The sequence below is a fragment of the Burkholderia sp. LS-044 genome (genome assembly GCF_004803625.1).
GTDB lineage: Bacteria > Pseudomonadota > Gammaproteobacteria > Burkholderiales > Burkholderiaceae > Burkholderia > Burkholderia cepacia.
In genome coordinates, this window is the sequence record NZ_SSWO01000021.1 from 16,651 (window position 1) to 37,428 (window position 20,778).

The 20,778-nt window shown below is 69.2% G+C and carries 20 protein-coding genes; 5 read left to right on the forward strand and 15 right to left on the reverse strand.

What is annotated here, in order from left to right; translation table 11 throughout:
• Window positions 1-13: 13 nt before the first annotated feature.
• The 11 genes from flgK to flgB form a co-directional block, all read right to left on the reverse strand.
• Window positions 14-1,945, reverse strand: a complete 1,932-nt coding sequence (gene flgK, locus E9536_RS35355; protein ID WP_060373186.1) for a flagellar hook-associated protein FlgK — start codon at window positions 1,943-1,945, stop codon at window positions 14-16.
• A 216-nt stretch (window positions 1,946-2,161) separates the two neighbouring features.
• Window positions 2,162-2,917, reverse strand: a complete 756-nt coding sequence (locus E9536_RS35360; RefSeq protein ID WP_021164374.1) for a flagellar brake protein — start codon at window positions 2,915-2,917, stop codon at window positions 2,162-2,164.
• 217 nt (window positions 2,918-3,134) lie between these two features.
• Window positions 3,135-4,118 (reverse strand): flagellar assembly peptidoglycan hydrolase FlgJ, encoded by a 984-nt coding sequence (gene flgJ / locus E9536_RS35365; RefSeq protein WP_059688302.1) that lies wholly within the window; start codon window positions 4,116-4,118, stop codon window positions 3,135-3,137.
• Complete coding sequence (locus tag E9536_RS35370) at window positions 4,119-5,303, reverse strand: flagellar basal body P-ring protein FlgI (RefSeq protein ID WP_027788923.1); 1,185 nt, start codon at window positions 5,301-5,303, stop codon at window positions 4,119-4,121.
• A gap of 5 nt (window positions 5,304-5,308) precedes the next feature.
• Window positions 5,309-6,001: a flagellar basal body L-ring protein FlgH gene (flgH, locus tag E9536_RS35375; protein ID WP_027788922.1), complete on the reverse strand. Its 693-nt coding sequence runs from the start codon at window positions 5,999-6,001 to the stop codon at window positions 5,309-5,311.
• A gap of 21 nt (window positions 6,002-6,022) precedes the next feature.
• Complete coding sequence (flgG, locus tag E9536_RS35380; protein WP_021164160.1) at window positions 6,023-6,811, reverse strand: flagellar basal-body rod protein FlgG; 789 nt, start codon at window positions 6,809-6,811, stop codon at window positions 6,023-6,025.
• Between the two features lie 34 nt (window positions 6,812-6,845).
• Complete coding sequence (flgF, locus tag E9536_RS35385) at window positions 6,846-7,604, reverse strand: flagellar basal-body rod protein FlgF (RefSeq protein WP_027788921.1); 759 nt, start codon at window positions 7,602-7,604, stop codon at window positions 6,846-6,848.
• Between the two features lie 19 nt (window positions 7,605-7,623).
• Window positions 7,624-8,865 (reverse strand): flagellar hook protein FlgE, encoded by a 1,242-nt coding sequence (gene flgE / locus E9536_RS35390; RefSeq protein ID WP_059700411.1) that lies wholly within the window; start codon window positions 8,863-8,865, stop codon window positions 7,624-7,626.
• Window positions 8,866-8,898: 33 nt separating this feature from the next.
• Entirely contained in the window at window positions 8,899-9,651 is a 753-nt protein-coding gene (locus tag E9536_RS35395) for a flagellar hook assembly protein FlgD (RefSeq protein ID WP_027788919.1), read from the reverse strand.
• Window positions 9,652-9,715: 64 nt separating this feature from the next.
• Window positions 9,716-10,141 carry a flagellar basal body rod protein FlgC gene (flgC, locus tag E9536_RS35400; RefSeq protein ID WP_021164156.1) on the reverse strand — a complete coding sequence of 142 codons (426 nt, stop codon included), beginning with the start codon at window positions 10,139-10,141 and terminating at the stop codon, window positions 9,716-9,718.
• Between the two features lie 40 nt (window positions 10,142-10,181).
• On the reverse strand, window positions 10,182-10,670 hold the full coding sequence (flgB, locus tag E9536_RS35405; protein WP_021164155.1) for a flagellar basal body rod protein FlgB: 489 nt from the start codon (window positions 10,668-10,670) through the stop codon (window positions 10,182-10,184).
• A 204-nt stretch (window positions 10,671-10,874) separates the two neighbouring features.
• Here flgB and flgA point away from each other — a divergent pair, with 204 nt between their 5' ends.
• The 4 genes from flgA to E9536_RS35425 all read left to right on the forward strand — a co-directional run bounded on the left by flgA (window position 10,875) and on the right by E9536_RS35425 (window position 14,665).
• Window positions 10,875-12,140 carry a flagellar basal body P-ring formation chaperone FlgA gene (flgA, locus tag E9536_RS35410; RefSeq protein ID WP_136472405.1) on the forward strand — a complete coding sequence of 422 codons (1,266 nt, stop codon included), beginning with the start codon at window positions 10,875-10,877 and terminating at the stop codon, window positions 12,138-12,140.
• A gap of 118 nt (window positions 12,141-12,258) precedes the next feature.
• Entirely contained in the window at window positions 12,259-12,588 is a 330-nt protein-coding gene (gene flgM, locus E9536_RS35415) for a flagellar biosynthesis anti-sigma factor FlgM (RefSeq protein WP_027788917.1), read from the forward strand.
• A gap of 79 nt (window positions 12,589-12,667) precedes the next feature.
• The gene (locus tag E9536_RS35420) at window positions 12,668-13,108 is read left to right on the forward strand and encodes a flagellar protein FlgN (protein WP_021163144.1); all 441 of its coding nucleotides are present in this window, start codon (window positions 12,668-12,670) and stop codon (window positions 13,106-13,108) included.
• 201 nt (window positions 13,109-13,309) lie between these two features.
• A complete protein-coding gene (locus E9536_RS35425) occupies window positions 13,310-14,665 on the forward strand; it encodes an SGNH/GDSL hydrolase family protein (RefSeq protein ID WP_136472407.1) in 1,356 nt (451 codons plus the stop codon).
• A gap of 19 nt (window positions 14,666-14,684) precedes the next feature.
• Here E9536_RS35425 and E9536_RS35430 read toward each other — a convergent pair whose 3' ends face one another.
• A complete protein-coding gene (locus tag E9536_RS35430; RefSeq protein ID WP_134257437.1) occupies window positions 14,685-16,535 on the reverse strand; it encodes a M24 family metallopeptidase in 1,851 nt (616 codons plus the stop codon).
• A 443-nt stretch (window positions 16,536-16,978) separates the two neighbouring features.
• On the opposite strand from E9536_RS35430, the gene E9536_RS35440 reads away from it, so the two are divergent.
• Entirely contained in the window at window positions 16,979-17,764 is a 786-nt protein-coding gene (locus E9536_RS35440) for an XRE family transcriptional regulator (RefSeq protein WP_060082919.1), read from the forward strand.
• A gap of 40 nt (window positions 17,765-17,804) precedes the next feature.
• Here the strand turns inward: E9536_RS35440 and E9536_RS35445 are convergent, their stop codons facing one another.
• From E9536_RS35445 to E9536_RS35455, 3 genes are all read right to left on the reverse strand, one after another.
• Window positions 17,805-19,046: a multifunctional CCA addition/repair protein gene (locus tag E9536_RS35445; RefSeq protein ID WP_027788913.1), complete on the reverse strand. Its 1,242-nt coding sequence runs from the start codon at window positions 19,044-19,046 to the stop codon at window positions 17,805-17,807.
• Window positions 19,043-19,690, reverse strand: coding sequence for a glutathione S-transferase family protein (locus E9536_RS35450; RefSeq protein ID WP_027788912.1), 648 nt, complete (start codon window positions 19,688-19,690; stop codon window positions 19,043-19,045). The genes E9536_RS35445 and E9536_RS35450 overlap by 4 nt, the downstream gene beginning before the upstream one ends.
• 63 nt (window positions 19,691-19,753) lie before the next feature.
• A complete protein-coding gene (locus E9536_RS35455; RefSeq protein ID WP_027788911.1) occupies window positions 19,754-20,713 on the reverse strand; it encodes a complex I NDUFA9 subunit family protein in 960 nt (319 codons plus the stop codon).
• Between the last annotated feature and the right edge of the window lie 65 nt (window positions 20,714-20,778).

A 20,778-nucleotide genomic window follows, 5' to 3' on the forward strand; every position in this document is an offset into this window, starting at 1 on the left:
TCGATCCCCGAAATCAGTTGAACAGGCCGAGCACGGTCTGGAACAGCGTCGACGCGGTCTGGATCACCTTCGCGTTCGCCTGGTAGAGCTGCTGGTACTGCATCAGGTTGGCCGCCTCTTCGTTCTGGTTCACGCCCGACACCGACTGCTGCGCCTGCGTGATCTGGCCGATCAGCGAAGTCTGCGCAGCGCTCGACGACTTCAGCTGGCTCGTCGTGTTGCCGATGCCGTTCACGTAGCTCGCGTACGCGCCCGTCAGCGTGGTCGAGCCGTTGCCGAACGATTTCGCGCTGACGAGCTTCGACAGCGCAAGTGCGTTGCTGCCGTCGTTCGTGCCGCCCGTGTTCGGCGCGACCGTAAACGTGTCGCCGGCCGTGGGCGCGCCCGACACCGTGACCGTGACGCCGGCCGTCAGCGTGATCGGCGTGCCGGACTGGTACGGCTGCGCCGCGCTGGTCGTCGGCGGCACGGCCGTGTTGTCGGTGACCGTGTAGGTCGGGCTGGCGGTCGTGCCGCCCATCGTGATCGTGTAGTTGTGCGGATTGGCCGCGGCCGTCGCGCTGGTGACCGTCAGCCCGCCGATCGTGCCGGTGCCCGTGTTCGTCTTGGTGGCCGACGGCACGTACGGCGACGCCGCCGCGATCGCGGAGCCGTTCGACGTCGCGAGGCCGAAGCCGTTCAGCGCGCCGCGCGTCGGCTGCACGGTGAACTTGTCGCCGGCGTTCATCGCGCCGGACGAGAACGAGAAGTTCAGCCCGCCGATCGAGGCCGGCATGCTGGCCGACTGGCCGACCACCGCGCCGCTCGCGCGGTCGGTCAGCGTGTAGTTCGTGCCGTCGTACGACAGCGTGTAGTCGCTCGTGGTCGGCTGCGACGCGTTCGCGAACGACACGGACAGCGCCGCGTTGCCGGTATTGCCCTGGTTCGCGTACGTGATCGGCGTGCCGGTGGTGAACAGGTTGCCGCCGACGTTGCCCGACAGGTCGATGCCGAGCGCGTTCTGCGCGTTGACCTGCGCGGCGAAGCTGGTCGCGATCGCGCCGAGCTGCGCTTCGGCCGGGTCGAGCGTCTGGCTGCGGAACGCGAGCAGGCCGCCGAGCGTGCCGCCCGACAGCGACGCGTCGGACAGCGCCTGGTTCGGCCCCTGCGGGTTCGCGCCGGCGATGCCCTGCGACACGACGGTCAGCTCGCTCGGATCGGACGGCGACGTGACGGCCGCGAGCTGGTAGCTCTTGTTCGCGACGACGAGCGGCGTGCCGCCCGCGAGAAACACGCTGTAGCCGTCGCTGTTGCGCACCACCTGCACGCCCGCGAGGTTCGACAGGTTCGACACCGCGAGGTCGCGCTGGTCCATCAACTGGTTCGGCGGCTGGCCCTGGCTGCTCGCGGACGCGATCTGCTGGTTCAACTGCGCGATCTGCGCGGTGTACGCGTTGATCTGCGTCACGGTGCTCGTGAGCTGCGTGTTCACGCTCTGGCGCAGCGCGTCGTACTGCTGGCCGGCCGCCGTGATCTGGTTCGCGAGCGTCTGCGCATTGCTCATCGCGGTCTGCCGCACCGACGCGTCGGACGCGCTGTTCGCGACGTTCTGCATCCCGGTGAAGTAGTTCGTGATCGCGGTCGAGATGCCGGACGTCGGGCTGCCGATGTAGTTGTTCAGCTGCGTGACGAGCGAATACCACGTCGACAGCGCGCCGCTCTGCGTCTGCGCACCGTTCAGCTGGTCGCTCAGGTACTGGCTGTACTGCCGCTGCACGGTGACGGTGTTCACGCCCTGCGGCATGTAGCCGCTGCTCGTGTACTGGCCGCTTGCCTCGGCATAGACGGGGCGTTCGACCGAATAACCCGGCGTCGCCGCGTTGCTGATGTTCTGGCCGGTCGTCGTGAGGCCCCAGAGCGCGGCATTCAGGCCGCTGACGCCGAGGTTCATGAGTGTGTTGGACATGCGCGATCCTGATGAGCCGGCCGCGCTGCGGCCGCCGGGTTGCGTGACTCCCGGTATAACGGCCGCGGATCGAAAAAATTGAGGAAAAAATGCACGCGCGACGCGCGCTCGCGCGTGGCGGGTCGAAACGCCCGGCGGCCCGGGCCGGCGGCGGTGCGTGGGCGGCGCGCGGGCGGCCTCGAGCGGCCCCGGGCGGGGCCGGCCGCCGCGGGCGCGTCAGGCCCGCGCGAGCGAGCGGCGCTTCATCTCGAGCTGCGTGATCAGCCGCTGCAGCGTGTTCTCCGCGCTGCCCGGCAGCGACATGTAGCGGAAGCCGAGCTGGTAGCGCCGCGACCCGTTCGGCATCTGCGTCGAACGCTGCGACACGAGCTGCAGGTCGAGCGACAGCTTGCCGTGGCCGGTCAGCTCGAGCTCGACGTCGGGCAGCAGCGTGCCGACCTCGAGCGCCTCGACGCGTTCGTCCGCCGTGCGCAACCCCACGCCGCCGAGCGACAGGTTGTGCACCTCGAACAGGAAGCTCTCGCCGTCCGGCAGCTTGCCGCGGCACACGTACGGATCGACGACCGGCGCATCGACGCGGAAATACTCGCGGCGCTGGATGCACATCAGGACGTCGGGGAAATCAGCGACGAACGCGGGCAGCCCCTCGTAGCGCGTCTCGCGCGGCGTGCCCGTGGAGAATTCGACGCGCACGCCCTCCGGCGCGGCCGCGAACGTGCAGTGCGACGCGCCCAGGATGCCGGCGTTCTGCTCGGACAGCGCGCCCCAGTCGAACGTGAACGTCCGCGCGCCGACATCCACCTCGAGCAGGCGCGTGACGAGCTGGCCGCCCGGATACTGGACGGTCAGGAAATCGCCGCGATTGACGAGGTTGCGCAGCTGCACGCCGATTTCCAGCGGATTGCGGCGGGCATAGTCGGGCCCGGAGTGGCCTGCATCCAGGCTGGGGTCCGTCGACGTTTCGATATTCATGGCTAGCCGGTCTTTCTTGTCATGGGCGCCCGGGCAACCGGTGCGCGATAAAACCGGGCCAGAACGGGGGCCCGGTCGCAGGTCTCTCACACTTAGCGGCAGTGCTGACCGAAAGTTTAGATCGAAACGGGGATTTTTTTCGCGCAAACGTTGAAACCGCGCGCGGCGGGCTGCCGGGCGCGGTCCGAAAGGGGCAACGGCGCGGGCCGACGGGCCGTCAGCCGATCTGCTGCATGATCGAGATCAGCTTCTTCGCGTAGTTCGGGTCGGTCGCGTAGCCGGCCTTCTGCATCCCGTGCGCGAAGCCTTCGACGCTGCGGCTCGCGCTCAGCACGCCCGAGTAGCGCGGATTGTTCTTCAGCAGGGTCGCGTAATCGGTCATCGCGTGCTCGTACGAGTCGTACGCGCGGAACTTCGCGACCACGCGGCGCGGCGTGCCGTTCACGTATTCGGTCGTCAGCGCCGACACCGTGCGGCCGGTCCAGCCCTTGGTCGCCTTGATGCCGAACACGTTGTAGCTGGTCGAGCCGTCGCTCGCGCGAATCTCGCGCTTGCCCCAGCCCGACTCGAGCGCGGCCTGGCCGACGATGAAGCGCGCCGGGATGCCGGTCGACGCGCTGGCCGCCTGCGCGGGGCCCGCGAGCCGGTCGACGAACGCGTCGGCGTCCTGCACGCCGCTCGCGCCCTTCAGCGGCGGCGTCAGCGCGCTGCCGGCCGAGTAGCCGCGCGTGCCGGCGAGCCCGCCGTTGTTCGCCGCGTTCGCGTAGGCCTTCGCCATCGCGTTCATCGCGGCGAGGCCGCCTTCGTTACCCGACGTGCCGAGGCCGCCCGCGCCCAGGCCGCCCGCGCCGACGTCGGCCGCCGTGTCGCTGCCCGCGCCCTGCCCCGCATTGCGCAGCAGCTGCTTCATCAGCGCGTCGGCGACGCCGATCCCGCGCGTCGACATCTGCTGCGCGAGCTGCTGGTCGAGCATCGACGTGTACAGCTTGGACGTATGCGAATCGAACAGCCCGCCGTCCGGCGACGCGTCGCGCATGCTCTTGAGCATCATCTGCGTGAACATCGCGTCGAACTGGCCGGCGACCGCCTTCGCGCCGGCCTGCGGCGACTGTTTGGCCTGCGCGCGCAGCGCGTCGAAACCCTGCACGTCGAGCGCGAAGCGCTGCGTGAGGTCGTTCGCGTTCGGAAGAGAGGCTGCCATTTAGATGATCTCCAGGTCGGCGCGCAGCGCGCCGGCGGCCTTCATCGCCTGCAGGATCGACATCAGGTCCGCGGGCGTCGCGCCGAGCGTGTTCAGCGCCTTCACGACGTCGGCGAGATTCGCGCCGGCCGTCACCATCTTCAGCGCGCCGTTGTCCTGCTTGAGCTGGATCTGCGACTGCTGCGCCACCACCGTCTGCCCGTTCGAGAACGGCCCCGGCTGCGACACCACCGGCTGCGTGTTGACCACGACCGACAGGTTGCCGTGCGCGACCGCGCAGCTCTGCAGCGTGACCATCTGGTTCATCACGATCGAGCCGGTGCGCGCGTTCAGGATCACCTTCGCCGCGGCCTTGTCCGGGCTCACGTCGAGGTTCTGCAGGCGCGCCATGAACGCGACCTGCTGCGCCGAATCGGCCGGCGCGGCGAGCTGGATCGTGCGGCCGTCGAGCGCCGTCGCGGTGCCCGGGCCGAAGCTCGAATTGACCGCGGACACGATCCGCTGCGCGGTGCCGTAGTCCATGTCGTTCAGCTGCAGCTGCAGCACGCCGTTCATCTGCGCGATCGCGTTCGGCACCGCACGCTCGACGATCGCGCCGCCGACGATCCGGCCGGCCGCGAGCTGGTTCACCTGCACGCGGCTGCCGTTCGCGCTCGCGCCCGCGCCGCCGACCGCCATGTTGCCCTGCGCGAGCGCATAGACCTGGCCGTCCGCGCCCTTCAGCGGCGTGAGCAGCAGCGTGCCGCCGCGCAGGCTCTTCGCGTTGCCGAGCGACGACACGGTGACGTCAAGCGCCTCGCCCGGCCGCGCGAACGGCGGCAGCGTGGCGGTCACCATCACGGCCGCGACGTTCTTCAGCTGCATGTTGCTCAGCGACGACGGGCCGCCGTTGGCCGAACCGTTGTTGATCGAGATGCCGAGGTTCGCGAGCATGTTCGCGAGCGTCTGCGTCGTGAACGGCGTCTGCATCGTCTGGTCGCCCGTGCCGTCGAGACCGACGACGAGGCCGTAGCCGATCAGCGGGTTGTCGCGCACGCCCTGGATCTGCGCGAGATCCTTCAGGCGTTCCGCGTGCGCGGGCGCCGCGCCGAGCACGCACGCCGCGGCCACCGCCGCGAACACGAGGGCGAGCCGCGCGGCGCCATGCGCGCGGGCCGACAGCCGGTCGAACAGGGTCTTCTGCATCGTCATCACCACGGCGCGATGTTGAGGAAGAAGCGCTGCAGCCAGCCCATCGTCTCGGCTTCGTTGATGTAGCCCTTCGACGAGTATTCGATCTTCGCGTCGGCGACCTGCGTCGAGTAGACCGAGTTCGCGCCCGAGATCGTGTTCGGGTTCACGACGCCCGAGAAGCGCACGAATTCGTTGCCCTGGTTGATCAGCATCTGCTTCTCGCCGCTGACCACCAGGTTGCCGTTCGGCAGCACGTTGGTGACGGTCACCGTGATCGTGCCGTTGAACGTGTTCGCCGCGCTCGCGCCGCCGGTCGCCGCGAACTTGTTGTTGCCGGCGGCCGACAGGTTCGCCTTCGCGAACAGCCCGCCGAGGAAGCCGGCCGTCGGCACGTTGAAGTCGGTGTTGCCCTGCCGGTTCGTGTTCGCGCCCGACGACTTGGTCGCGTTGATGTTCTCCGCGATCATGATCGTCAGGATGTCGCCGACGTTGCGCGGCCGCTGATCCTCGAACAGCGGCCGCCCCGCGTAGCCGGGGTTGTAGATCGAGCCGGGCGCCTGCATCGACATCGGCATCGGCGGCTGCGCCGTCATCGGCTGCTGGATGATCGGATCGCGCGGAATCTGCGCGCAACCGGCGGCGAGCGCCGCCACCGCGACCGCGCATGCGGCGCGGACGGTGGCTGACGGGAGGAGGCGAACCTGCTTCATGGCGACGACGGGACTTTCCGGTTAGCTCTTCATCTGCGTGACGGTCTGCAGCATCTGGTCGGACGTCGTCACGGCCTTGCTGTTGATCTCGTAGGCACGCTGCGTCTGGATCATGTTGACGAGCTCCTGCACGACGTTCACGTTCGACGCTTCGACGTAGTTCTGGTTGAGCACGCCCGCGCCGTTCAGGCCCGGCTGCGACACGTTCGGCGCGCCCGACGACGTGGTCTCGGAGAACAGGTTCTCGCCGCGCGCCTCGAGGCCGGCCGGGTTGATGAAGGTCGCGATCTGCAGCGAGCCGATCTGCACCGAATTGGTCGAGCCCGCCTGCGTGACCGACACGACGCCGTCCTTGCCGATCGTCAGCGACGTCGCGTTCTGCGGGATCGTGATCGCCGGCAGGATCTGGTAGCCGCTCGACGTGACGAGCTGGCCCTGCGCGTTGGTCTGGAACGAGCCGTCGCGCGTGTACGCGTTCGTGCCGTCCGGCATCAGCACCTGGAAGAAGCCCGCGCCGTTGATCGCGACGTCCTTCGAGTTGCCGGTCTGCGTGAGGCCGCCCTGCGTGTACAGGCGCTCGGTCGCGACCTGCTGCACGCCGGTGCCGAGTTGCAGGCCCGACGGCAGCTCGGTCTGCTGCGTCGAGTTCGCGCCCGGCTGGCGGATGGTCTGGTACAGCAGATCCTCGAACACCGCGCGCGACGCCTTGAAGCCGTTCGTGCTGGTGTTCGCGAGGTTGTTCGAAATCACGTCCATCTGCGCCTGCTGCGCATTCATGCCGGTGGCGGCGATGTAGAGCGAACGGTTCACTTGTCGATTCTCCTGCGTAAGCTGGCGCGGGCGCTCAGCTGAAGTTGAGCAGCTGGTTCGCCGACTGCTCGTTCTGGTCGGCCGTCTGGATCAGCTTCGACTGAAGCTGGAACGCGCGCGCGTTGTCGATCATCGCGACCATCGCGGTCACCGGGTTGACGTTGCTGCCCTCGAGCGAATTCGGCGTGACGACCACGTTCGGGTCGGCGTCGGCCGGATTGCCGTCGGCGGTGCGGAACAACCCGTCGTTGCCGCGCGTGAGCGTGGCCGGATCGGGATTGACGAGCTTCATCTGGTCGACGATCGCGACCGCCGTCGGCGGGTCGCCCGGCATCAGCGCGGACACCGTGCCGTCCTTGCCGATCGTCACTTCCGCGTTCGGCGGCACCGAGATCGGGCCGCCGTTGCCGACCACCGGCAGGTTGCTCGCGGTGACGAGCTGGCCGTTCTCGTCGACGTGCAGGTTGCCGGCGCGCGTGTACGCCTCGCTGCCGTCGGCCGCCTGCACCGCCAGCCAGCCGGCGCCCTGCACGGCGACGTCGAGCGGGTTGCCGGTGCGCGTGATCGGACCCGGCGCGTAATCGGCGCCGGGCGTCGACGCGAGCACGTAGGTGCGCGTCGTCGTCGGGTCGATGTTGCTGCCGTCGCCGAAATTCATCGGCACCGCGCGATACGTCGCGAGCTGCGCGCGAAAGCCCGTCGTCGACGCGTTCGCGAGGTTGTTCGCGACGATCGCCTGCTGGTCGAGCGACTGCGACGCGCCCGTCATCGCCGTGTAGATCAGTCGGTCCATGGCTGCCCGTTATCCGCGCTTACAGGTTGATGAGCGTCTGGTCGACGGTCTGCTGCGTCTTGATCGTCTGCGCGTTCGCCTGGTAGTTGCGCTGCGCGGTGATCAGGTTGACGAGCTGCGACGTGAGGTCGACGTTCGAGCTCTCGAGCGCGCTGCCCTGCAGCGTGCCGTGGTTCGTGCTGCCCGGCGCCGAGATCTGCGGCACGCCCGACGCGGAGCTTTCCACGTACTGGTTGCCGCCGAGGTTCACCAGCCCGTTCGGGTTGTTGAAGTTCGCGAGCGCGATCTGGCCGAGCACGGCGGTCTGGCCGTTCGAGTAGTTGCCGGTCAGCTTGCCGTCGGTGCCGATCGTGTAGGTCGTCAGCGTGCCGCTCGCGAAGCCGTCCTGCGCGAGGTTGTTCACGCCGTCCTTGCCGCCGTACTGCGTCGTGCCGGTCAGGTCGAGCGTGAGGTTCTGCGGCGTCGCCGAGCCGTCGGTGTTCGGCACCGTGAACTGGAACTGGCCGAGCGACGTGGTCGGCGTGGCCGGCGTGCCCGTCGTCGTGCTCTGGATCGCGCCCGACGAGTCGAACGTGACCGTGCCGAGGTCGTTCGTCGCGCCGCCCTGCACGCCCGCGTACGCTTCCCACGTGCCGGCCGCCGACTTCACGAAATACATGTTGACCGCTTGCGAACCGCCGAGCGAGTCGTAAACCTGGATCGACGTCGAGTAGTTGTACGTCGTGTTGTCGGTCGCGCTGAACGGCTTCTTGGTCGGCACCGTGTCCTGCGAGTTCAGGTTGAACTGCGCGGAGATCTTGGTCGTCGCGGTCGGCGCGAGGTTGGTCGTCGGCGCCTGCAGCGGCACGGTCTGCGCGGTGTTGATCACGCCGCCCGTGTTGGCTGCGTAGCCCATCAGGTTGCGGCCCTGCGAGTCGATGATGAAGCCGTTCTTGTCGCGCTGGAACGTGCCGTCGCGCGAGTACGTCGTCACGCCGTTGTTCGACATCTGGAAGAAGCCGTTGCCGTTGATCGCGACGTTGAGCGACGAGTTCGTCGTGGTGATCCCGCCCTGGCCGAAGTTCTGCTCGACCGAGTTCAGCCGCGTCCCGATGCCGATCTGCGTGTTGGTCGACGTCGCGACCGAGTTCGCGTACATGTCGGCGAACTGCGCGGTGCTCGACTTGAAGCCGACCGTGTTCGCGTTGGCGATGTTGTTGCCGATCACGTCGAGCGCGTTCGATGCACCCGAGAGGCCGCTCAGACCCTGTTGATAACCCATTTCGGTCTCCGTTTCGAGAATGCTCGATCAGTATCAGTTGGAGGTGGTGCCGCCGGACGAGGGCGACGACGATGCCGTATTCGGGAAGATCGACGCGACCTGGGTCAGCCCCACCGTCGTGCCGTTCGACAGCACGAGCCCCGCCGTGCCGTCCGCCTGCTTGATCACGCTCTGCACCGTCGAGGCCGCGAGCGTCGTGGCCGGCTGCGGCGTGCCGTTGCTGTCGGTGTACGACGCGCTGACGGTGTACTTGCCGTCGGGCAGTGCGTTGCCCGCCGAGTCGGTCGGCGTCCAGTTGAACGGCACGGTGCCGGCCGACTGCGCGCCCGCCTTGATCGTGTTCACCACGGTGCCCGCCGCGTTCTTCACGGTGATCGTCAGGTTCGACACCGAGCTCGACAGCGACACGCCGAACGGCGACGCCGCGCCGCCCTTCACCGCGACCGCGTTGCCCGGCGCGAGCACGTTCGTGCCGATCAGCAGCGCGGCCTGCGTCTGCTGGCCGGCCGTGAGCTGCGACGACAGCGACGTGAGCGACGTATTCAGCTGCGCGATGCCGCTCACCGTATTGATCTGCGCGAGCTGCGACGTCATCTGCGAACTGTCGACCGGGCTGGTCGGGTCCTGGTTCTGCAGCTGCGTGACGAGCAGCTTCAGGAACGTCGCCTGCAGGTCGCTCGCCGACGTGCCGTTGGTCGACGACACGTTGTTGGTGTTCATCGTGTCGGTCGGCAGGGTCGACACGTTCGTGCCGTTGCTGCCGATCGTCGTGCTGGAGGAAGTCATCCTGGGTGGCCTTCTGTCTGGACTTTCGGAACTGTCGGGTCTGTAAGGTCGGTCGGCGCGCGGCTTACGAGCCGATCGTCAGCGTCTTGAGCATCAGCGTCTTCGCGGTGTTCAGCGTCTCGACGTTGGCCTGGTACGAGCGCGACGCCGAGATCATGTTCACCATCTCCTGCACCGGGTCGACGTTCGGCATCTGCACGTAGCCGTTGGCGTCGGCGGCCGGGTTCGACGGGTCGTAGGTCGACTTCATCGGCGACGGGTCGTCCATCACCTTCGTCACGCGCACGCCGCCCACGCCCTGGCCGGACGCGGTGCGCGCGCCGCCGATCGGGTCGGTCGCGAACACGACCTGCTTGGCCTTGTACGGCTTGCCGTCGGGGCCGGTCGCGCTGTCGGCGTTCGCGAGATTCGACGCGGTGACGTTCAGGCGCTGCGACTGCGCAGACAGCGCCGAGCCGGCGACGCCGAAGATGTTCATCAACGAAGGCATGGAAGCTCCTTTTGCTCGGATTCGGAGGCGGTGCGCGCCGTCACTGGTTCGTCGTGATCGCGGCGATCATCGCCTTGATCTGCTGGGTCATCACGGTCATCCCGGTCTGGTAGTGCAGCGCGTTGTTCGCGAACTGCACGCGCTCGACGTCGAGATCGACCGTGTTGCCGTCGAGCGACGGCTGCAGCGGCATCCGGTACTGCGCGCGGCCGTAGTCGTCCGCCGGGCCGCCCGTCGGGATCAGCTTCGCGGTGCCGGCCATGTGGCCCGCCGCCGTCGACACCATCGACATGCCGCTCGTCACGCCGGCCGGCTGCGTCATCGGCAGTTGCGCGGCGTTGCTCGGCGCGAGGCCGCCATTGGCCTGCTTCAGCGAGCGCGCGAGCGTCGACGCGAAATCGACGTCGCGGGCCTGGTAGCCGGGCGTGTCGGAGTTCGCGATGTTCGACGACAGCAGTTCCTGCCGGTAGGCGCGCACGTCGAGCGCCTGTCGGCCGAACGCGAATTCCGCATCGAGTTTGTCCAGCATGTGTGCGTCTCTCCGTATGAAGCGCTGCACGCCCCTCGCGCCGGATGGCGACCCGAGAGGCTTTTTTCCATGACAGCGATGGTAGGCGCCGGACGCAACCGGCAATCGGGCGAATAACGCGGCAAAGGCCCCCTCTATTCATCGTTTGCGCGACGGCCCCGCTCCCTAGAATGCGAAGCGGAGCAACGGATCGGGGATCGGGCGATGACTGGCAGCGCACTTCGCGGAAGGAACGGGCGGCTCATGCACGTCCGGCGTGCGTTTGCGCGTGCGTTTGCGCTCGCCGCGGCGCTGTGGATCGCCGCCCCGGCCGCGCACGCGGACGACGGGATGATCGTGATTCCCGGGCGCGGCGAGACGGCCGAAACCGCGCTCGCGCACGCCAATGCGGCAAGCGGCGGGCAGTTCGGCGGGAATGCGGCGATGGCGCCGGGTGCGGGCCTCGCGCCGGACGCGGGTCGCGCGGCGAGCGGCACGGGTGCCGCCGGCACCGGCTACGCGCCGCAACCGGCCGGCACGATGGTCGTGACGACCGTCCCGCCGCCGGCTGCTGCGGCACCGGCGCCCGCGCCCCGCCCCACCTACGCGGCCGCCCGCGCGAACGCCGGATATGGCGCGCCGCGTGCCGCCGATCCGACTGCGATCGCGATGGTCGTCGCCGGCACGGCCGAACCCGCGTCGAATCCCGTGCGGCCGGCCCCGCAGCCGGCCTTCGCCGCACGCATGGCGGCCGCCCGCGCCGCGTCGGCGTTGCCGGCGCCGCGCGCGACGCCGGGTTCCGCCAACGCGGCCCCGGCGGCCAATACCGCCAATGCAGCCAATGCCGCCCAGCCCGCGACGCCGCCCGGCCAGCAGGATCCCGAGTCGATCCGCCGCGCGGCTCTCGCGTTCCTGCAGCAGCAGATCGCGGGCCTGCCCGGCAAGACCACCGCGACGGTCACGACCGCGTTTCCGCGCGGGCTCGCCGCGTGCACGACGCTCGAGCCGTTCATGCCGACCGGCGCGCGCCTGTGGGGCCGCACGACGGTCGGCGTGCGCTGCGCGGGCGAGCGGCCGTGGACCGTCTACCTGCAGGCGAAAGTGACCGTGCAGGCCACCTATTACGTCGCCGCGCGCCAGATCGCGCCCGGCGAGCCGCTCTCCGCGGCCGACCTGGTCGCCCGCGACGGCGACCTGACGGTGCTGCCGCTCGCGGTGATCACCGATCCGGCGCAGGCGATCGGCTCGACCGCGCTCGCGCGCATCTCGGCCGGGCTGCCGCTGCGGCAGGACCTGCTGAAGAGCGCGGCGTCGGTGTCGGCCGGCCAGACGGTGCGGGTCGTCGCGGCCGGGCCCGGTTTCACGATTTCGGCCGAGGGCAGCGCGCTGGCGAATGCCGCGCCCGGCCAGTCGGTCAGGGTGCGGATGGCGGCGGGCCAGATCGTCACGGCGATCGTCAAGGACGCCGGCACCGTGGAGATTCCGCTGTAGGAACGGATCCAGCGGCAAGAATGTAAAGAATTGTTTATTCGGAGCATTTCGGGCTCGCGATGCTAAAGTTCGGGCCGACCCGGCCGTTATCTGGGTCAAACCGAACAGGAAACCCATCGTGAAGATCGATTCCACTCCGAACCCGAGCCCCCTGGCGCCGACCGGCAACGGCGCGACCCGTGCGCCATCCGGCACGGCCTCGTCTTCGTCCGCGCAGGCGGCCGACGCAGGGTCGACCGGCGGCGACACGACCGTGAACCTGTCGGGTCTGTCCGGCCAGTTGCGTTCGGTATCCGCGTCCGGCAACGCCGATATCGACACGGGCCTCGTCCAGTCGATCAAGGACGCGCTGAACAACGGCACGTTGACGATCGACGCGAACAAGATCGCCGACGGCGTATTGAATACCGCCCGCGAGCTGCTGCAGCAGCAGCGCCCGGGCAACTGAAGCCGGCCTCGCGGCCGGTCCCCCGGTCTCCCGGTTTGCCGGCGCGCCCAACCCGCGCCGGCGCGACGAGCATGACGCGATGAGAGAAGAGCTGCTGGCCACGGTCAACGACGAACACGCGACGGTCGAGGCGTTCGCGTCCCTGCTCGCCTACGAGGAAAAGGCGCTGACGATGGCCCAGCCGCTCGAGATGCTGCCCGGGATCGTCGAGAAGAAGAGCGAGCTGATCGACCGGCTCGCGCAGCTCGAACGCACGCGCGACACCCAGCTTTCCGCGCTCGGCTTTCCGGCCGGCAAGAAGGGAATGGACCAGGCCGCCGAGCGCGATGCGCGCCTCGCCGGCCGCTGGCAGCTGCTGCAACAGGCCGCCGAACGCGCGCGCCAGGCCAATGCGAACAACGGAATGCTGATCCGGATCCGGATGGACTACAACGAGCGCGCGCTCGCGGTACTGCGCTCGGCGCCCGCGCCGGCCGGCGTCTATGGCCCCGACGGGCGCGTGTCGGCGCTCATGCGCTGAAGCACCAACTGACCGGCAGCGGCGCCGCTGCCTTCCCTGCCGCACCTCGTAGCATCGCGTAGTACCTCGCAGCACCTCGCCGCCATTCGCGGCCTCCCGCATTTCGACAGACCGGGCTCGAACCCGGCACTCACGGTCCCTTCCGATACACGGCTGCGCAACCGCGCCGCCGTCCCGTCACAACAATCAGAAGAGGGCCGCATGCCATATTTCCGCATTCCGTTTTCGTACCGCACCGCCGCCGTTTCCGCCGCCGCGGCGCTGGGCGCCGCATTGACGCTTTCCGCCGCGCAGGCCGCCGGCGCCGCACCGCTGCCCGTGCCGACGGGCGACATGTCGCTGTCGCCGGCCGGCCCCGACATCGTGCCGCGGGCCGCGCCGGGCACGCCCGGCGCGACGCCGCGCGCGGCGCGCCGCGGGTCCGACACCTACACGTACCTGCGCTGCTGGTACCGGATCGACGCGGATCCGCTGAAGCCGGCCGCGACCTACGAATGGGCGCGCGACCCCGCCGGCGGCGACTGGTATCGCGTGTCCGGCTACTGGTGGGCGGACGGCATCACGCAGTGGAAGAACATGTTCTACAGCACGACGACGCAGGACACGCTCGCCGACGTGTGCCGCAAGACGCTGGCCGCGAAAGGTATCCGGTCCGACCTCGTGCAGGCGGTCGCGGCGAACAACGCGCTGTCGTTCAACTACACGGTGTGGACCGTCGACGCCGCGCAACAGGACGCACGCGTCAACAAGCTGATCGTGTTCGGCGACAGCCTGTCCGACACGCAGAACATGTTCAACGCGAGCCAGTGGAAGCTGCCGAACGGCACGAGCTGGCAGGCGGGACGCTTCAGCAACGGCCCGGTGTGGGCCGAATATCTCGCGAACGCGCTGCGGCTGCCGTTCTACAACTGGGCGATCGGCGGCGCGGCGACCGACCAGTACCTCGTCGTGCCGGGCCTCGTCCAGCAGATCGACTCGTGGCGCGAATACATGGATCGCGCACCCGACTACCGGCCCGCCAACACGCTGTTCGCGGTGTTCGCGGGCGGCAACGACCTGGTGAACTACGGGCGCTCGCCCGAGCAGGCGGCGAATGCGGTGCGCGACAGCCTCGAGCGGCTTGCCGCGGCCGGCGCGACGCGGATCATGCTCGTCACGCTGCCGGACGTGTCGCGCGCACCGGTGTTCGCGACGCGCACCGACACGGCGAGCGTCGCCGCGCAGGTGAAGGACTACAACCGGCGCCTCGCCGACGCGGCCGCCGCGCTGCGCGCCCGTTACGGCGCGACGCTGCGGCTCGAGGTGTTCGACGCGTACGCGCTGTTCGACGACCTGCTGAGCCATCCGGCCCAATACGGCTTCGACGACGCGAAGCGCGCGTGCCTCGACATCCCGAAACCGTCGTCGCTCACCTACCTGAGCGCGCAGACGCCGCGTGCGGACTGCCGCGACCCGGCGCGCTTCGTGTTCTGGGACACGCTGCACCCGACGACACGCACGCACGCGTGGCTCGCCGAGCGGATCGCGCCGTTCGCGCGGGCGCGCCTGCTGAACTGACCGGCGCGGGCGGCGGTGCCTACAGCAGCGGACACGCGGTGACCTGCGTGCCGCGCTCGACGCACAGCCGCTCGTAGTCGCGCAGGTATGCGCGCTCGTCGTCGTCCAGCAGGTCGAGATCGATCAGGTCCCAGTCGTAGCCGACCGTCACGATGTTCTCGAACGTCACGGTATCCGGCTGCGCGTCGTCCTGGCGGATGATCACGATGTTCTCGATCCGCACGCCGCCCTTGCCCGGCAGGTAGATGCCCGGCTCGACGGAAATCACCGCATTCGGCACGAGCCCGTACTGCGCGCCCGGCGCGAACCGCACGCCGCCCTCGTGCACGTGAATCCCGACGCCGTGCCCGGTGCCGTGGCCGAAATCGTGGCCGTGATCGCGGCACACCTGCCGCACGAGCGCATCGACGTCGCCGCCCTTTGCCGTGCTCGGGAAGCGCGTGACGAGCCCCTTGATGCAGGCCTTCAGCGCGACCGTGTAGATCTCGCGCTGCCACGGCTGCGCGACCGTATCCGGGTGCGTCCGGCGCAGCACCACGCGCGTGCAGTCCGTCGCGAAGCCGGCTTCGTAATACGCGCCGCTGTCGAGCAGCACGAGTTCGCCTTCCGTCAGCTCAACGTCGGCGCTCGCCGCCGTGTAATGCGCGAACGCGCTGTTCGCGCCGTTCGCGGCGATCGACGGAAACGTCAGCGCAACCGCCGAACGCGCGGCGTATGCATCGTTGATCGCGCGCGCCAGGTCGTATTCGGTATGGCGCACGCCCGGCTCGCCCGTCTTCGCCCAGCGCATCGTCTCGGCGATCGCCGCGGAACTGCGCGCAAACGCGTCGCGGAACCGGTCGAGCACCGCCGGCGTCTTGCCGGCCCGCATCGCCTCGACCGGGTTGAAGTCGGCATGCCGCGCCTGCGGCCACACCCGCTTCACCGCGTCGACGAGCGCGCAGTTCACCGATTCGAAGCCGTAGCACACGTGATCGACTGCGAACGGCGCGAGAAAGCGCTCGAGCGCCGCGACATCGCGCCGGATCACGTGCAGCGCCGGATACGACTCGAGCGTGACCTCGCAGCGGTCGCAGCCTTCCGGCAGGAACAACGCCACCTGCCCGCCCACCGCGAACAGGAAGCCGAGGTGCGACGACGCATTCGGGATGTGATAACCGCGGCTGTTCAGCAGATACGCGAGGTCGTCCGATGCGCAGGTGAAGAAGGCGGTCCTGCCGTCCGGCGCGCCGGTATGCGCGGCGAGCTTGCGGTTCAGCGCGTCGAGGTTCTGCGCGACGCTCAGGCCGGTCATCGCTTCCGGCACCTCGAAGATCGGCCGCTCGACGACCCAGCCCGGCAACGCGATCGCGAGATCGATCTCGCGATCGGCGAGACTCGTCCAGTCGAGCGACGCGGCCTGCGTCTGCTCGAACAGGCGATCGCGTTGCGCGACGCTGATCCGCCGTGCGTCGTAGCCGACCCGTGCGAGCCGGCTCCCGTGCGCGACCAGCCAGTCGGCCATCGCCTGCCAGATCGTCACGTTCATCCCGAGCTTCTCGATGCGCACGCGCGCCGGATCGCACTGCTGCTCGGCCTGCAGGTGATAACGACCGTCGACGAACAGCACGAACGGCGGCACGCCGAGCGCCTGCGCGGTCGCCGCGCTCAGGAAGATCCCGCAGCCGGCCGAACCGTCGAAGCCCGACAGCGCATAACGCGGGTTGTTGCTGCGCGGCAGGTACTCGGTCACGTACTCGTCCTGCGACGTGACCAGTACCGCGTCGAGCCGCGCGGCGTCGAGCAGGCGCGACAGGCCCGCCTGCGTGTCGACGACGGACGCGTCGTACGGGGGAAGGCCGGAGAAGCTGTATTTCAGTCGATCGATCATCGGAAGCCCGTTATGCATTGTTGTCGGCGGCCGGCGGTGACGCGGCGGGGTACAGGCCCAAAGCAGGCTTGAAGCAGGCCTGACGCGGCCCGGCGCCGCTGCACGGTCGATGCTCGACCCGGCGCGGCACGACGCCGGGCCGCCGTACCGTCCCGGCGGCAGGCCCTTAAAAAAATTTTCGTCTCACTTAACTTTTTTTGATGCGCGCGACAGAATCTAGAGCACGCTGAAATCGAGGTCAAGCTGAAATTTTCGTAGGGCTAAAATCGGCATGACGCTTGCGGATCCCTGCACAGCGGGCGTTCGTCCGGCGGCACCGCGCGGTACAATGCGCCGGCATCGCCGCCCCGGCGGCCGTGCTTCGTGCGGTGCGCGGAATTCCCTGTCCGGCGACTGCACCGCCCGTCCGCCCGCCTCCCGATTCGTTGCCGCGAAAGAGATTCATGGATTCAGACATCATGCGTATCGGCCAGCGCATTCGCCGCCTGCGCCGGGAAGCGAAGAAGACGCTGCTGGAAGTCGCGACCGAAGCGAAACTGTCGGTCGGGTTCCTGTCCCAGGTCGAGCGCCATCTCACGGGCATCTCGCTGTCGTCGCTCGTCAACGTCGCGAAGGCGCTCGACGTGCCGCTCGGCGCGCTGATCGACCAGCCGCGCCAGGTGCAGCCCGATTCGCACGAGGGCAGCCGCAAGGCGTACGCGCTCGACGCCACGTCGCAATGGTACGAACGCCTGTCCACCACGTTCGACGGCAGCCAGATCAACGCGCTCAAGGTGCGGATGATGGAAGGCTACCGCTCGGAATGGGTGGCGCACGGCGGCGACGAATTCGTGTACGTGCTGGCCGGCCGGATCTGCTTCACGATCGGCAGGAAGAACTACCCGCTGTCGCCCGGCGACTCGCTGCACTTCGACGCGCGCAAGCGGCATCGGGTCGCCAACGTGGGCGACGGGCCGGCCGAGGTGATCGCGGTCGGCACGCTGCCGCTGTTCGACGACCGTCGCGCCGGGTTCGTGTCCGCGACGATGGACACCGCGAAACCGGCCCCCGTCGCGCGCGCCGCGGCGGGCGAACCGCGCACGAGCCGCCGCGGGCCGGCGCCCGAACGGGCGGATCGCGATCGTGCCGCCGGCACCGTAAAAAAAGACAAGAAGGCGGCAGCCAAGCCGCGCGCGGCCGCCGGCAAACGCGTGGCGGCCGCCAAGCCGGCGCGCAAGAAGAAGCCGTAACCGCTTTGCAGGCGCGCGACGCGCGCCCTTCCCGCCGCCGTTATTCGCCGATCTCGAGCGCCTGCGCGACGGCCTCGATCCGCGCGCGATGCACGGCTTCCCGGATCTTCTCCGTGTCGTTGCCGATGCCGCGCGCGATCGCGCCGGCATCGACGCTGCGCGCGGCCGCGAGCGCGACGCGCAGCCGCTCGGCCTGCGGATACGGCTGCGTATCGAGCCCGAGCCGCCCGCGCGCATCCGATTCACACGCCTGCAGCATCTCGGCGAAACGCGCCGGCTTGCGCAGCGCGTCGCTTCGCTCGAACAGCCGCACCAGCGCGGCCGCGCCCATCTCCATCACGCGATGCAGGTTGCCGTGCTCGCGCGCGACCACGAGCGCGAGATCGCGGCATTCGTTCGGCACGCGCAGCCGTTCGCACAACGGCTTGAGCAGGTCGACGCTGCGCCCCTCGTGGCCGATATGGCGCGGCAGCACGTCGGCAGGCGTCGTCGCCTTGCCGAGATCGTGCGTGAGCGCCGCGAAGCGCACCGGCAGCGAATAACCCTGCTTCGCCGCATGGTCGACGACCATCATCACGTGCACGCCGGTGTCGACCTCCGGGTGGTAGTCGGCGCGCTGCGGCACGCCCCACAGCGCATCGACTTCGGGCAGGATGCGCGCGAGCGCGCCGCACTCGCGCAGCACCGCGAACATCCGCGACGGTTTCACCTCCATGAGCCCGCGCGCGATTTCCTGCCAGACGCGTTCGGGCACGAGCGCGTCGACCTCGCCCGCGTCGACCATCCGCCGCATCAGCGCGAGCGTTTCGTCCGCGACCGTGAAGTCCGCGAACCGCGCGGCAAAGCGCGCGATGCGCAGAATCCGCACCGGATCCTCGACGAACGCATCGCTCACATGGCGGAACACGCGCGCGCGCAGGTCGGCCTGCCCGTCGAACGGGTCGATCACGGGCCCGACCAGCTCGCCCTCCGGGCTGACCTCGCGCGCCATCGCGTTGATCGTCAGGTCGCGCCGCGCGAGATCCTCGTCGAGCGTCACGTCCGGCGCGTAGTGGAACTGGAAGCCGTGATAACCGGCCGCCGTCTTGCGCTCGGTGCGCGCGAGCGCGTACTCCTCCTGCGTCCGCGGATGCAGGAAGACCGGGAAATCCTTGCCCACCGGCCGGAAACCCTGCGCGGCCATCTGCTCGGGGGTCGCGCCTACCACCACGTAGTCGCGGTCCTGCACCGGCACGCCGAGCAATTCGTCGCGGATCGCACCGCCTACAGCGTAGATGTTCATGGCTGCGGTTCGAATTCGGCGATCACGTTCGTTTCACGGCGCGCGGCGTCGATCCAGCGCTGGACGGCCGGCAGCGCCGTCACGCGGGCCGCATAACCGGCCGCGTCCGGCGACAGGCCCGGCGCGTACGTGTTGAAGCGCATCACGACGGGCGCGTACATCGCATCGGCAATCCCGAATTCGCCGAACAGGAACGGCCCGCCCGACGCCTCGAGGCACGCGCTCCACAACGCGTCGATGCGCGCGACGTCGGCGAGCGCATCGGGCGTCGCGCCGCGCCCCGGCATCGACGCGCGCACGTTCATGCCCATCTGCGTGCGCAGCGCCGCGAAGCCCGCATGCATCTCGGCCGCGACGCAGCGCGCATGCGCGCGCTCGAGCGGATCGGCCGGCCACATCGGAAACTGCGGATAGCGTTCGGCGAGCGTCTCGGCGATCGCGAGCGAATCCCAGATCGCGACGCCGTGGTCGTCGATCAGGCACGGCACCTTGCCGGACGGCGAATACTCGAGGATACGTGCGGCCGTGTCGTCGTGGCGCAACTCGATCGCGATCTCGTCGAACGGGATGCCGAAATGCGCGAGCAGCAGCCACGGACGCATCGACCACGACGAGTAGTTCTTGTCTCCAATGACGAGTTTCATGACGGTGTTCCGGAAAACGAGAAGGTGAAAAGGACGAAGCTGAACGAAGACACCCGGGCCGGCCTAGCGGCGCGAGCGGAACCAGTCGAACCGGGACCGCTGCGCGGCCTGGCCGAGATACGCGGGCGCGATGCTTTCGAGACTCGCGGGCGAGATCCCGAGCTCCGGCGCGAGCGGCCCCGACAGCACGTTCGGCACCGACATCGTCGCGAGATTGTCGCGCGTGAGCACGGGCTCGCCGGGCAGGCATTCGAACACGCTCGCCTGCAGCCGCGCGAGCGCGTCGGGCAGCCGCACGATGCGTGCCTGCCGGCCGACCAGCGTGCCGCAATAGCGCACCAGCTGCTCGAGCGTGTAGACGGTCGGGCCGCCGAGTTCGTAGGTCTTGCCGTGCGCGGCCGCGAGATCCAGCGTGTTGACGAACGCGCGCACGACATCGCCGACGAACACGGGCTGGAAGCGCGCGTCGGGCATCGCGAGCGGCAGCACGGGCATCGTGCGCTGCAGGTTCGCGAACGTGTTGAGGAACGCATCGCCGGGGCCGAACACGACCGACGGGCGGAAGATCGTCAGCGCGAGCGAATCGGTCGCCGCGATCGCATGCAGCGCGGCCTCGCCGTCGCCCTTCGAGCGCTGGTACATGCTCGCGCCATGCGAATCGGCGCCGAGCGCGCTCATGTGCAGCACGCGCTGCACGCCCACCTCGGTGCAGGCGGTCGCGAGCGCGGCCGGCAGCGTGACGTGCGCGCGCTCGAAGCCGGGCCCGTACGGCGTACCGCGACCGCCGTGCAGCACGCCGACGAGGTTGATCGCCGCGTGCGCGCCGGCGACGAAGCGCGCGAGCGTGCGCGTGTCGAGCGCTTCGAGCTCGACGATTTCGACCGGCAGCATCTGCAGGTGGCGTGCGTGGTCGCGCCGGCGCGTGCCGATCCGTACCTGCTTGCCGGCGTCGATCAGCGCATTGACGAGCCGGCTGCCGATGAAGCCGGTGCCGCCCAGCAGCGCGACGGTCTGGCGATCCATGGTCGGGACCTCTAAGGGGCTGTTCACGCTAATAACGGGCTTGCGCTGGCCCCCAGAAGGGCCGA

Coding starts and splice junctions, on each gene's coding strand:
- E9536_RS35395 (WP_027788919.1), bottom strand. CDS start 9,651: ATGACTTCCTCCAGCACGACGATCGGCAGCAACGGCACGAACGTGTCG.
- E9536_RS35360 (WP_021164374.1), bottom strand. CDS start 2,917: ATGAATATCGAAACGTCGACGGACCCCAGCCTGGATGCAGGCCACTCC.
- flgH (WP_027788922.1), bottom strand. CDS start 6,001: ATGAAGCAGGTTCGCCTCCTCCCGTCAGCCACCGTCCGCGCCGCATGC.
- flgA (WP_136472405.1), top strand. CDS start 10,875: ATGACTGGCAGCGCACTTCGCGGAAGGAACGGGCGGCTCATGCACGTC.
- flgB (WP_021164155.1), bottom strand. CDS start 10,670: ATGCTGGACAAACTCGATGCGGAATTCGCGTTCGGCCGACAGGCGCTC.
- E9536_RS35440 (WP_060082919.1), top strand. CDS start 16,979: ATGGATTCAGACATCATGCGTATCGGCCAGCGCATTCGCCGCCTGCGC.
- E9536_RS35425 (WP_136472407.1), top strand. CDS start 13,310: ATGCCATATTTCCGCATTCCGTTTTCGTACCGCACCGCCGCCGTTTCC.
- E9536_RS35430 (WP_134257437.1), bottom strand. CDS start 16,535: ATGATCGATCGACTGAAATACAGCTTCTCCGGCCTTCCCCCGTACGAC.
- E9536_RS35370 (WP_027788923.1), bottom strand. CDS start 5,303: ATGCAGAAGACCCTGTTCGACCGGCTGTCGGCCCGCGCGCATGGCGCC.
- flgK (WP_060373186.1), bottom strand. CDS start 1,945: ATGTCCAACACACTCATGAACCTCGGCGTCAGCGGCCTGAATGCCGCG.
- E9536_RS35445 (WP_027788913.1), bottom strand. CDS start 19,046: ATGAACATCTACGCTGTAGGCGGTGCGATCCGCGACGAATTGCTCGGC.
- flgF (WP_027788921.1), bottom strand. CDS start 7,604: ATGGACCGACTGATCTACACGGCGATGACGGGCGCGTCGCAGTCGCTC.
- E9536_RS35450 (WP_027788912.1), bottom strand. CDS start 19,690: ATGAAACTCGTCATTGGAGACAAGAACTACTCGTCGTGGTCGATGCGT.
- flgJ (WP_059688302.1), bottom strand. CDS start 4,118: ATGGCAGCCTCTCTTCCGAACGCGAACGACCTCACGCAGCGCTTCGCG.
- E9536_RS35420 (WP_021163144.1), top strand. CDS start 12,668: ATGAGAGAAGAGCTGCTGGCCACGGTCAACGACGAACACGCGACGGTC.
- E9536_RS35455 (WP_027788911.1), bottom strand. CDS start 20,713: ATGGATCGCCAGACCGTCGCGCTGCTGGGCGGCACCGGCTTCATCGGC.
- flgE (WP_059700411.1), bottom strand. CDS start 8,865: ATGGGTTATCAACAGGGTCTGAGCGGCCTCTCGGGTGCATCGAACGCG.
- flgC (WP_021164156.1), bottom strand. CDS start 10,141: ATGCCTTCGTTGATGAACATCTTCGGCGTCGCCGGCTCGGCGCTGTCT.